Origin of the sequence: Pseudomonas batumici (assembly GCF_000820515.1) — a bacterium.
Lineage (GTDB): Bacteria > Pseudomonadota > Gammaproteobacteria > Pseudomonadales > Pseudomonadaceae > Aquipseudomonas > Aquipseudomonas batumici.
On sequence record NZ_JXDG01000043.1, the window covers coordinates 1 to 12,450 of the forward strand.

6 protein-coding genes and 1 pseudogene are annotated in these 12,450 nt (G+C 56.2%); all 7 read right to left on the reverse strand.

Annotated elements, in window-relative coordinates; translation table 11 throughout:
• Nucleotides 1-296 (reverse strand): annotated as a pseudogene (locus UCMB321_RS17190) (hemagglutinin repeat-containing protein); the annotation flags it as partial.
• Nucleotides 297-440: 144 nt separating this feature from the next.
• Entirely contained in the window at nt 441-779 is a 339-nt protein-coding gene (gene imm45, locus UCMB321_RS31795) for an Imm45 family immunity protein (RefSeq protein ID WP_084615085.1), read from the reverse strand.
• A gap of 360 nt (nt 780-1,139) precedes the next feature.
• The gene (locus tag UCMB321_RS30205) at nt 1,140-1,592 is read right to left on the reverse strand and encodes a hypothetical protein (protein ID WP_084615086.1); all 453 of its coding nucleotides are present in this window, start codon (nt 1,590-1,592) and stop codon (nt 1,140-1,142) included.
• A gap of 361 nt (nt 1,593-1,953) precedes the next feature.
• The gene (locus tag UCMB321_RS17195; RefSeq protein ID WP_040069053.1) at nt 1,954-2,529 is read right to left on the reverse strand and encodes a hypothetical protein; all 576 of its coding nucleotides are present in this window, start codon (nt 2,527-2,529) and stop codon (nt 1,954-1,956) included.
• A 277-nt stretch (nt 2,530-2,806) separates the two neighbouring features.
• Nucleotides 2,807-3,418: a hypothetical protein gene (locus UCMB321_RS17200; protein ID WP_040069055.1), complete on the reverse strand. Its 612-nt coding sequence runs from the start codon at nt 3,416-3,418 to the stop codon at nt 2,807-2,809.
• Nucleotides 3,419-4,108: 690 nt separating this feature from the next.
• Complete coding sequence (locus tag UCMB321_RS30770; protein ID WP_157015987.1) at nt 4,109-4,519, reverse strand: hypothetical protein; 411 nt, start codon at nt 4,517-4,519, stop codon at nt 4,109-4,111.
• Between the two features lie 3 nt (nt 4,520-4,522).
• On the reverse strand, nt 4,523-12,450 hold a 7,928-nt coding region (locus UCMB321_RS17205; RefSeq protein ID WP_209437186.1), incomplete at its 5' end, for a DUF637 domain-containing protein.

The window sequence follows — 12,450 nt, forward strand, 5'->3', positions numbered from 1 at the left end:
ACGCTGCCGCTGTTGGTTACATCGCGGCCGGCCTTGGCGGTGAGGTTGTTCGCGGCTTCGATACGCGCGGCGCTGTCGAGCAGTTCACGGTGTGTACTGGTGAAGCCGATCGTCTGGTCGGCATGGTTGACATCGCGCTGGTTGAGCACGTCGCCGGTAACGGCCGTCACGCTCACATCACGCCCGGCAATGATGCCGCCCGACTTGTTGACAATGCTGTTGCCCGCCAGCAGGTCCAGACGATTGCCCGCCTCGATCAGACCGGTGTTGACCAGATCATTGCCCGCTGGATCCAAAAGGGGACAGATTTATTTTCAGGCTCAGGTGCCCCCCCAAGTTGCTCTATCCGCAGATCAATGACGCCCTCAACCTCACCAATAAAACAAGCATTACCTGTTAGAAGAAAAAATACATCTATTCCCTTTTCAGTACTTAGAGCCTCAGCTAACCGTTAACTGCACAGGCGCCTCGGCCCTATCAAATATATAGACAGACTCAACAGGACACTCTGGATAAATCCACTTCGCCCAATTCTCAACTATCCACTTTTTGGAAATACCATGCCCCAGAGAGCGACTTTCAATGGGCAACTGCACAAGCACAAGCCCTGACTTATTACCAGAGGACACAATAATTGAATGCCCACACTGTTCACCCGGGATATCTACAACCATAAAATCTACTATAGACTCATATGGCCAACTAGCGGGAAGGCGAAAAATTTGCCCCCTAGATATTGCATCCCCTTCATAATCAACCAACTTAACTGCTTGCAACATCTAACCCTCAGGTCATGCCCAACAGACTTATTTTTTTGGCCAAAAATGGGACCAAAAAGGAGACAGATTTATTTTCAGACATAGCCAGCGAGGCGCCTTTCCAAAGTCACTCTATACGCAAACCAACCACCCTCGACCTTACTAACAAAACGAGCGTTACCTGTTAGCGACCCAAAAAATAAATCTGCCCCTTTCTGCGCCGCTTCGTACGGGGCATAGCATCGCAAATGGAGAAGATAAATGCGTAAAATTCTCGTTTGCGTCCACTTCTCGTTTGTAGATCACCCGACACAACCTGACGTGAGGTGGTTACGAGGCTCGCGCTCCCCAGGCTCCGGATCCGCGGTTCGGAGGATAGAGTTAACGCCTATCCTTTTCCGGTAACCAGCCCTCTTCAATTCTCTGGACCAATAGCGTGTCGTTCCATGTTCCACGTATAGGAAACTTCCGCTGTTCCTCTGTGATTTCGCCAATTTTCCATTCTTTCTCCCCATTCCAGAACCACCAAGTATCGACACGCCCAGTTGAAGGATCCACTACTCCAGCACGGAAGGTAGGGGTCTCCTTGGAGTGCGCTGGGATAGTACAACCCTTAGTTTTTTGGATGACTCCTTTTTTCAGAGCCGCAGAGACAGGAAAAAAAATCCAGAAATTTGTTTTTTCCTCCACCAAAGAATCCAAATCTGGCTCGTCATTATACGTGCCTGGCAAGACACGAACTAATGAACCCATAGGAGGGATTTTTTTCACAAACTGAAAATATGCTTTTCCACTCGTAGTTACGATGGTAAATACATCTCCAACTTTGATCATTATTTAAACCCTGGATATCCAACTGCTTTCAAAAGTGAAAAGAGTGAAAAGTGAAAAGGGGACAGATTTATTTTCAGACATAGCCAGCGAAGTGCCTTTCCAGAGTCACTCTATACGCAAACCACCCCCTCGACCTTACCAACGAAACGAGTGTTACCTGTCAGCGGCCCGAAAATAAAATAAATCTGTCCCCTTTTCGTTGTGGCTGATATCGTGTAGGGCCCGGGACGGGGAGTAAGGCTCCCCGTTTCGTGTGGCCTTTTCTGTGGGAAATCCGGCCACCGTGCAATAAGCATCGACATTCGATAGGTGGCTTTCGATCACCGCCCCAGTTCAGCCATGCGGTGATTGTGCGCTCTCGTTATTCCTTCTTTATCTGCGCAACGTCGGTGGGCGGATAGATCACTTCTTGCGTATCCAGATTTCGAATCTCGCACTTGATGGTAATGGTCGATACCTCACGTCCCGGAGGTCCATTGATGTCATCACGGGTCGAGAAATCCACGACGTAATGCTGGCCTGCACGGAACTCGACATCGCGGGCACCGAAGCCGCACTTGGCACCGCCGGTACCCATCGCATTCATGGAGGCCCAGCACCAGCTCAGTGAGTGCTTGCCCGGCGTCAGCCGGAGCGCCTGTTTGCCGGAAACGTCAAGAATCGAGCGACGCCCGGCGCCCTCCAGCAGTTTGTCATCCACATGCGTCGCCAGCAAAAGTCGGTGGAAAGGCACACCCAACGCGCGAAATCGTGTGGTCGCGAAATACACAACCGGCGCATCGGTCGAGTTATCGGACAGGTCATAGGGTGCCATCGACTCCGGCGCCCAATCGCCCTGGTAATCCTTGTAGTGGTAGTTGGAGCAAGCGGTGGTGAGACCGGCGGCCAGCAGGGCAGCCGCTAGCTTCAGATGCGACAGAAAACGCGACGATCGCATTGTTCTTCCTTATTGAACTAGGCCCCGCAGGATGCCGCGTCAGAAGCGGTCGCTACGTAAGCCGGACAGTGATATCCATATGCTATCAGCTTCATTCCAATGAAAGCACGAAAAAGTGGACGGCGGGCCCCTTCTCTCGAAGACAAGCCCTACTTCATTTTCTGCTTTCAACTCAAGTGCTTAGCTGTTAAGGAAGTGCCATTCAAATCTGTCCCCTTTTCAGACGCCAAATCGGGCGCAGTCCTTTTTTTGCACCGGTCGCCCACTAATTTAAAAATTAAAGCGCGCGACCTAAAATTTCTTGAACGTCATCGACCAAGTCACCAGCCTCTATATTAGGGTTAAGTATCATTAGCTGATCTGCCGTCACACTTAATGTTGTAAAGACCTTTTCAAGTACGACTTCATCGATGTTTTTTTCATAGTAGTCCTCAGCTAATTTTTTATAAGCCGCAATGCCTCCCACCAAAAAACCTAGCAATGGATACTCTTCCAACCCACCCGGCGACGCACACCACGATGCTTGCTTGACTCCGCGCCAAAAAAACAGACTTGCATTATCCGTAGAGAACGCAGGCTCAACCTTAAATCGTTGAAACACCTCAGGCATAGCACCCAGACACTCAGGCGCATTAGATAGCGAAGAGCCATATAGAACTTTTCCTGCAACCCCCTCATCAGTAAAGTGCATAAAATACTCAGCACCTGAACCGTCTCTCATTGAGGCCATCATTTCTTTCCCCGCCCCATCCCAATTGCAGTTGAATGAGAAATATCTATACTCCCACTCGGGCATAATTATAGCGTCCAACAAGGCCAATCCCTGAGCCACATGCTTAACGCGCTCAATTGAAGGTAGCTCATCTATGTTTCGAATTGAATTATTCATTTAGGTACACCTACTTGTCAGATTTAGCTCTATTTTCTTGCCGAGATAGAATCTGAAGATTTGAGCTACAATTTGTACCACCACAACTTTTCGGAGTCACATGATCAAACTGCCACTCGTTAGGATCTGGGGTTACACCGCGCTGGCTTTTTTGTGGTTTGACTAACACAGTGAAAAGGGGACCAGTGAAAAGGGGACAGATTTATTTTCAGACATAGCCAGCGGGGCGCCTTTCCAAAGTCACTCTATACGCAAACCAACCACCCTCGACCTTACCAACAAAACAAGCGTTACCTGTCAGCGGCCCTAAAAAATAAATCTGTCCCCTTTCCCCTCCTGCAGTTAAAAACTGCAGAGGGTGGTGGCTTGTAACCTTGACTTGAGACCGGCTAATGGGTGTCCCCTTTCCCCTGAAGTGATTCGACCGTAGTTGTTCAGCGCACCGACGACGCACAAAAAGGAGACACCCACTTAACCTTTGATGCGGCCAGATTTCCCTCTGCGAGCGACTCTGCGGTATTTGCCTCTGCAAAGCTCGCATCGTTAGCCGCTGGTGCACCGTCACCTACTACTTTTGTTTCACCAGACAGTAAATCGGCTGCAGGTCCTTTTGCACCTTCTTAATTTTCGCTTTCAGCTCAGACACTCAGCAGCCAAGGAAGTGTCATTCAAACCTATCACCTTTAGACATTATTGAATACCACTATACGGATCAACAACAGAGTCTCCGAACTCAGCTATTGCACCCCTAATTTCCTCAGCAACTTCCAACGACAAGCCTTCAACATCCTGAGCCAATAGAAAATTAAAAAAACCTACAAGACCGAGCCTTGCAGTGATAGCAATAGCCCCCTCAACAAATTCTAAATCACCACCATCCCAATAAGATATCAAAACACCCTCCAACTCTTTTTTCAAAGAATCACACAAGATCGTATACGTATGCCACTGACGATCACTAAGCTCAAGCAGAATATTTACAACATCGGTTTTATTACACTTAGCATCCGCGCTACCTTCAACAACCTCCAAAAACTCAACATACAACTCACCCCCTGACATAGAGTCTGGTAAAGAGCAGTAATACGAAAAATTTTTCATCTTTTAAAAATCCACAGGAATATGGGTCAAATTCGAAGGTTTTCTATACAAATTACCATCTTGCCCAAGCAGTTTGCTACCGATCTTTATCTGTGCAGTCCACCCACTCCCTGAGTTAGATCCTGGGAATTTTGCTGCTGCATTTACATCAGGGGAGTGCCATTTTATTTCAATTTTCTGCCCACCCAAAACGTATTGATATTTGCTCCCATCGCTGATAGTAGCAGAAGACCTAAAGCTGTCTGCAACTCCTGGAGGGATTAACATTTCTAAATCGGAAGCTTTTATTCTTCCATTATTTATAAATCCAGAAGCAGAGCCTTGGGCATCAAAGAATGCTGGAAGCTTACTTGGTTCAGGTTGGCTCAGATACCCAAAATCCCCATCTGACTTCGATACAGCACTATCCCACTTTGGAGTCGAAGAACCCAGTACATCTTTTGCACCACCACTTACCTCACTGCGGACACCCGAGGACAACCTAACATCTGGAACCCCAAGGCTAGCAACCCCCATGGCGCCAAAAACAATATTCCCGATACCATTCCAGATGTCGCCGTTGACCACCTGGTTTGCGCCATAGCCTGCCTGCATCGAACCATTGACGGCGGCGGCGGCACGGATCCCTAACCCCAGCCCACCAGGCATCGCATAGAGAGCGGGGCTACCGATGGTCGAAAGGCCTTGCTGCTCATTGTTGATGCGCAGATAGCCTTGAGCATCCTTGTATACAAGCTCATTCGGACTTTGTTCGCGAGTCCAGGATAGTTGGCTCCAGAGATCAGGCTGTTGTGCACGCAGGGCATCGGCGTAGGCGTTCTTGGCATCCGTCGTGCCCGCATAGTGATAGTCACTAACGGGAACCGGACCATTTTTCACCAACATTTCAACGCTGGCAGCCGCCGCCTCCGGCCCATACTTAAGTGCCTGCTCGTAGCCATAGACCTGCAAGTAGGCGGCCAGCTCGGTTCGATCAGCAGCAGAAACAGAAGTGGGGTCTTTGTGAAAGGCCGCTAATAGATCGTCACCGCGCTGGTCCGCCCCTTCGAGTCTCCGCAATTTCAGGGCCGAGTCGATGGACTTGGTTTCCTCAAACTCCTTCCGCGCTCTGTCGCGCTCAGCTTGAGAGTAATGGCTCAGAAAGTTGTACTGTGTGGCGTTCTCCGCAACTGTGGACGCGATCCCAGCATCACCACCGGACGCTGCTGCCCCCAGTACCGCAACAATCTGTGTTACGGCCTTCAAGTTTTCTGCGGCTCTTATGTACTCGGCAGAACCAGGGGTCAGGTTCTCGGGCAACAGCTTGTCGCCCAGCGCACCTACCAACAGTTCGTTGGCACCACCCGCAATGGCCCCGGTACGGAAGTCGCCGCCCATGGCCTTGGACAGCAAACCACCAAGACCGGCATGCAGCAGGGTCTTCTCCAACCCGCCGTTATCCCCCCCCAGGTCGCCTATCTTTCCGGCCCCGATAGCACCACCAATACTGACAGCAGTCCCCACAGCCGAACTGCCCAGGTTGTCCTTGAAGCTACCGCCATACACGGCAGTTTTAATCGCCGCATCCGCTGTAACCTTCAATGCAACGGTTTGTGCGCTTTGAAGATTGAAACCCACATTTCCGGGGCTGTAGCCAAGTCCTTGCGCCACACCCGCCGTCGCGAACGAAACGGCATACCCCTTGATGGCATCGGACGAGGTGACATCCTTGAATACCGCACCCAGGTCTCCGCCGTTATTGATGAAGCTGGTAGTGGCGTTGGTGGCTGCACTTGTTGATATTGCCGCCATGCCTACCGCGAGCCCCGGACTGGCCCCGGCCATGGCGCTCATGACGGCAGGTCCGACAACCGCCGCCATGACAATGGCGATGATCAACTGCGAAGCCGGCCCCAGCCCCGAATTACTGTATTGGTAGGAGTCGTGAATCTCCTTCACCAAGTGCCAATCCACGTCACCGCGCTTCTCGGCGTCCTTGAGCCAGGCCATTTTTGGATCAGCCTTCACCATCGCATCGATGGTCTGGCTGACCGACTGTTGGTCGACCTGTTTGAGGTCGATTTTCAGACCTTCGACGGCCTTGATGGTGATGTTGCCTGCCGCCGCCATCTGGGTCTGACGCAAGGTCTCGTCGGTCTTGCCGCTGCCTTTGGAAGAAACCCAGAAAGCGTCGTTGTCAGTCTTCTCGTGACTCTCCTGATGCAGGTCCTTCACGCCCTCAAAGGTGATGCCACCCCCACTGTTCAACGTCAGGTCCTTTCCGCTCTCCAGCTTGGCCGCCTGATAGTGCTGATCGCTGCCACTCTGAAGCGTCAGGTCGCCACCGGTCTTGATCTCGCTGCCGACATTCGTGACCTGCGTCACTTCGTCGTGCTGGGTCTGCTTACTTCCCCAACTACCGCTTTTCTTCATGTCGTACAGCGAGTAGTCGCTGTTTTGCGCGGCCAGTACATCGAGTTTCCCGCCGGCCACTAGATAGGCCTCGTCGCCGGCACTGACCTTGCTGGAGATAAGGGCCATGTCGTTGCCCGCACTCAGCTTGATATTCCCCCCGGCATCGACACTGGTTTCCACCTGGCTGACATGGTCTTGCTGAGTGGTTTCCGTCCTGGTTTTGGAATAGGAGTGACTCTCATCCGCTGCCGAGCTCAGCGTCAGGTTCTCGCTCGCAGCCATGGCGATATCACGCTTGGCATCGATCTGACTGGCGATAACCGAGAGGTCGCGACCAGCACTCATTTGCAGATCGCGGCCAGCACTGACGGTGGCGCCACTCTGGGTGACAGAGTGGGTGCTGCGCCACATTCCGCCGAGACCTGAGTCACGACTTTCCGTCGCCGAGATGCTGATATCCCGTCCGGCCTGGATAGCGATATCGCCGCCACTTTGCAGCACGCTGCCACTGTTGGTGACATCGCGCCCGGCCTGTAGGGTTAAGCTATTGGCCGCTTCTATCCGGGCGGAATCGCCAAGGTAGCTGCGATTGCTCTCACTGAAGTAGTCAGAACCAAGGGCTGACAGCGAACGCTCGTTGCTGACGTCGCCATTGACCGCCGTCAGGCTCACATCACGCCCGGCAATGATCCCGCCCGACTTGTTGACGAGGTTGTTACCCGCCAGCAAGTCCAGACGATTGCCCGCTTCGATCAGGCCGGTGTTGACCAGATCATTGCCTGCTGTGGCTGACAGATTGTTGCTGGCACGCAAGGTCCCGCTGTTTTCCAGGTTCGCCCCAGAAATCAGGGTGACATCCGTACCCTGAATCAACGCCCCGTTCGGCCCCAGACGGTTGGTGGCCTGGGCCAGGTAGAGCACCGGCACCAGCACTTCCTCGCCGTTGACCACCTGCTTTTCCATCCAGACGATGTCATGGGTCAGGGCCGCGACTTGCTCGGAAGTCAGGGTCACGCCGACCGACAGATTGAGCTGCTGCTTGCTGCTGATGGCGTTGTCCATCAGGTACTTGAACAGCTTCTCGTTCGAGGTCTGGCCATCGATGAAGCGTTGGCCGGTGCGGGCCACTACCGCCTGCTGAATCAGTTTCTGCTCATAGAAACCATCGCCCAGGCGCTTGGCACTGGTGTCCGGGTTGTAACCCAACCCAGACAGCAGGTAGTCCGAGCTCATGAACTGCTTGAGGTCGGTCAGCACCGGGTTGGTTTCAACCAGGTACTTCTGCGGGTTGGACTTGACCGACATATCCGGCAAGCCTTGGACGCGGGCCAGGGTCGGTGTGCCCGTGGCCGCACCAGCCACGGTGACAGGGGCGATCACGGGGGTCAGCGAGTCGCGCTGGATCACCGGTAAGGTCGGCGTCACACCGGGAACCACCACGGCCACCGACTGATGGGCGGCATCGACCTGGACCGCCCCTGGCTGGGTGATGGCCGAGGCGCTGCTGGTGTAGCTCGGTAGTTGAATGGCACTGCTGCCCGTATCGACAGGCGCGGCAACGTTGATGGCGCTGGCACCGACGCTGCTGCCGGTGACCTGACGGGTGGTCTGGGTCAGCTGCCGATCACTGGCGGCAACCGGCGAGAGATCGCCGATCTGGAAACTACGCGCCTGGACGTCCGGCAGGCTTTGTTGACGCTGGGCGGTACTGACCGCAGCGCCCCCCATGCTCCAGTTTTGCGAACCGAGGTTGGCCTGGCTGGCCTGCCGAACCGAACCACCCTGCCCGCTCAGGCGGAACAGGCCATTCTGCCCGGTGGGCAGGCTGAAGCCCGGGAGTGCGAGGGGATTGACCTGTTGCTGGGCAAGGTTCGGTGGCAGTTGCGCATTGATGTGGGCCACGACCGGCGCGCCGGTGCCGGCCACCTGAGTGGCCTGGATTTTGTTGGCGCCCGCACTGAACCCATAGTCCTGGTGAATGACGCTATTGGTCAGGTCCTGGGTCGCGGAGATCGAGACATTGCCGCCGGCCTGGATAACGGCGCTGCGGCCTGAGCCAGCGCCGTTCGTGGCGACTTCCACGTCACCGGTAAGGCCGTAGCCGAATGACTGCAGTTGACTGGGCAGCGCTACCAGGTTGTTGGGGTCATACTGGGATGGCGGTTTGGTCCTTAAATTGGATAAAATTGCGGGCGTCACTGTCTCGCCAGTGACGGCATCAGTGTACGCAACGAACTGCACCGTGGTATGGTCGCCGTCGCGACCCCCGCCGCGCTCAGAATTCACAGCAAGCGCCCTGCTCACACCACCAGAACCATTGATGTAGTAGATGTTCGGAAAGTCAGGGTTGTTTCGCGCGTTGTAATTAAACGCAGCATCAGCAAACGCAATGATGATGTCCTTATCAATATCACCCGTCCAATAGCTGCGCGTGCGCTCAATCGTGCCGCCGACCGCCCCGACGTTTTTTACATAATCGGCCTGAATGGCAATATTACCGCCGGCACTGATCGTGCTTTTGCTATTGAGAAAGTTGCCACCGCGAAAGGTAAAGTCACCTCCTGCCGAGAGCGACGCGGCGGCACTGGTGTCAGTGTCCTGTCCTTCGAAAGTTTCACGAACGACAATATTGGCACCGTAATAACTCCCCCAACATCTGATGCATTCATACGCGATAAAGCCCGAGACCAACTTGCGTCCCAGGCTGAAACCCTCCGTACGGTTCTCGAAGTTGGCGGCATTGATATTGAACTGGCCGGTACTTTCCAACGACCCGGAGATATTGCTGACCTGAGCTGCCTGTGCCGCGCCACCATACCCGCCAATACTCACCGCCCCAAGGCTGTAGAGCTGGGCCGTATGGTTGGTGAGGCTATTGACCTGCAACGCCGTGTCGCCGCCGCTGAAGATCAAGCCGTTTTCGTTCAACAGAGTGGGCGTGCTCAGCAGCAGGTTGCCGTTGCTGCCCAGGGTCCCGTAGTTGTTGATTGAGCCCGCGCTGACGCTCATACCGGCAGCCGACGTGATCCGGCCGTAGTTGTTCAGCGCACCGCCGACATTGATCGTGGTGGTATCACCCCCAGCGATACTGCCCGTGCTGCCCAGGTTCAGCGAAGCCGCACTCAGCCCCAATGTCCCCAAGCTGCTGTAGCGACCATTGCCACCGTAGTTGCCACTCAGGTTCAGACTCGCCGTACCATCACTGGCAATCAACCCATCGTTGTTCCAGTTGCCACCGTTGCCGATCAGGCTGGTGCTCGCCAGCAACTGCCCGCCCGCCGTCTGGTTCAGGGTGTTGACGTTCACCGTCAAGCGCCCGGCCTGGATCACGCTGCTGTTGGTCCAGCTGTCCGCGGTCAGGGTCAGGCTGCCACGGGTGACCACGCTGCCTCCGGCGGCGGTCAGGTTGGCGGTGGCCGTGTCGAACGTCCCGGTCCCAGTGTGCAGCAGGCTGCCACCCTGGTTCAGGAAACTCCCCACGCCCAGCGTCAGGTCACTGTTGGCGGTTTCCAGCTTGCCGTTGCGGTTGTCGAACAGCCCACCGATCTGGAAGTCGGTCTTGCCGCTGGTCCCCAAGGCCCGCAGTTGGCCGGTCTGGTTATCCAGGCTGGCCGCCCGCACGCTCAGGGTGCTGTCGCTTTCGATAATCCCCAGGCGGTTGTTCAACGCGCCGTTGAGGTTGAGGTCAATTCGCTGACCGGCGATCTGGCCGTCGTTGTCGCCGCTGTTGTCGAAGTTGTTGCCCGTGACCTTGACCAGCCCCGTGGCATAGACGCCGCCGTTGCGGTTGTCGAAGTTACCGGCGCCGGTCGCGATCACGGCATCCCCGGTTTGGGCGGCGATGCGCCCACCGTAGTTGTCGATTCCGCCCCAGGCTTGCAGGTCCAGGCGCTGGGCCTGGGTGATGCCACCCTGGCGGTTGTTGTTGAGGTCGTAGCCGTTTTTCAGCACGCCGACGATCCGCGCCTGGAGGGCCGCCTTGACGCTGGCCAAGGTGCCGCCGCGGTTGTCGAGGTTGGCGGCGCTGACCTTCAGGTCGCCGTTCTGGGCGATGAGCTTGCCGCTCTGGTTGTCGATATCGCCGGCGATCGTCAGGTTCAGCGCCCCCTGGCCTTGCACCGTGCCCTTGCCGTTGGCGAGGCTGGCAGCGTTGAGGGTCACGTCGCCGTTCTGGCTGTAGATCAGGCCGTCGCCGCTGTTCTGCACGGCGCCGCCGGTGCTCAGGGTCAACGCGCCATTGGCCGCCACGGTGCCGCGATTGCGGTTGTCGAGACCGCCGCTGAGCAGGCTCAACAACCCCTGGCTGACCAGTTGCCCGCCCTGGTTGTTGATCTGGCTGCTGCGGCTGATCAGCAGCGGCCCAGCACTGGCGAGCTTGCCGTTGCTGTTGCTCAAGACACCCAGCAGGTCGAGAGTGACCGCGCCCTTGCCGCTCAAGCTGCCGCCGCTGTTGTCCAGGGTGGTGCCGGTGAAGCTCAGGGCCTGTTGCGCGCTGAGCGTGCCGCCATTGGTCAGCGCCAGGGCGTTCAGGGTCAGGGCCGCGCCGCTGTCGATGGAGCCACCCGCGGAGTTGTTCAGCAGGCCGCCGACCGTCAGTTGCTGCGTCGCACCGCTGGACAGGATACCGCCGCTGTTATCCAGGCTGGCGGCGCTGACGGTCAGGTTGTTCTGGCTGACCAGGGCTCCGGCATTTCCATTGAGCAAGGCGCCACTGAGGGTCACGCCGAGATTGCCGCTACGGCTGGACAAGGTGCCGCTGTTACGGTTGTCGAGACTGCCAGCGTTGACGGCCAGCCCCTGCCAGCCGGAGATCAGGCCGCCCTGGTTGAGGATGCTGTTGGCGGTCACGCCCAGCTGGTTATTGCTGATCAGCTTACCGCCGCTGTTGTCCAGGGTGCGGCCAGCAAGGTTGAAACTCTGGCTGCTGGACAGCTCGCCGTTCTGGTTGTTCAGGTCGCGCAGGTGGTTGAGGCTCAAGGCTCCCTGGGCGTTCAACAGGCCGTTGCGGTTATCCAGGTCGCCGCCGGCCAGGTCCAGGCTGAGCGCCTGGCTGCCCAGCAGGCGTCCGCCGTTCTGGGTCAGGGCGCCGAGGTTCAAGCCGATATCGCCCTTGGCCGAGACTTCACCGCCGTTGCTGGAGTCCAGGCTGCTGGCGCTGATGCTCAAGCCGCCCTGGCTATTGATCAGGCCGTTGGCGCTGTTGTTCAGGGCCAGGGCATTGAGGGTCAGCGCACGGCTGCCGAGCAGCGTGCCACCCTGGTTGTTCAGGTCGGCGCTGCTGATGGTCAGGGTCTGCGCGGCGTTGATCAGGCCCTGGTTCTGGTTGGTCAGTTGCCCCGTGGTGGTCAGGCTGAGGTCACCACGACTGGTGAGCGTCCCGCCGCTGTTGTCCAGGCTGGCGGCCTGCACGTCGAGCGCGGCGGCGGCGATCTGGCCCTTGAGGTTGCTCAGGGCCTGGTTGACCCGCAGGGTCAGCGCCTGGTTGCTCAGCAGCTTGCCGTTGCTGTTGTCCAGGCTGTCGGCGAGCAGGCTGAAGG